Consider the following 391-nt stretch of genomic DNA (forward strand, 5'->3'; position numbering starts at 1 on the left):
AAAGGGTAGGGGCACGGCAGCAACAATCAAAGTTGTCAACTCAAAATTTTTGAACGCCGTGCCCCTACAATCAAATGTTGCCAGGGTAGGGACACGGCAGCAACAGAATTTGTTGCATCGGTCAAACTTTTTGAATGCCGTGTCCCTACAATCAAATGTTGCCAGGGTAGGGACACGGCATCAACAGAATTTGTTGCATCGGTCAAACTTTTTGAATGCCGTGTCCCTAGGATCAAATGTTGCAAGGGTAGGGACACGGCAGCCACAATCAAAGTTGTCAACTCAAAATTTTTGAACGCCGTGCCCCTACAATCAAATGTTGCCAGGGTAGGGACACGGCAGCAACAGAATTTGTTGCATCGGTCAAACTTTTTGAATGCCGTGTCCCTAC

The 391-nt window shown here is 47.1% G+C and carries 1 protein-coding gene; it reads left to right on the top strand.

Features of this window, described 5'->3' with window-relative positions; translation table 11 throughout:
- Positions 1-295 (top strand): hypothetical protein (locus MiSe_RS49950; RefSeq protein ID WP_226595059.1); only part of this gene is annotated, 295 nt, incomplete at its 5' end.
- Between the last annotated feature and the right edge of the window lie 96 nt (positions 296-391).

It is taken from the genome of Microseira wollei NIES-4236 (assembly GCF_020521235.1).
GTDB lineage: Bacteria > Cyanobacteriota > Cyanobacteriia > Cyanobacteriales > Aerosakkonemataceae > Microseira > Microseira wollei.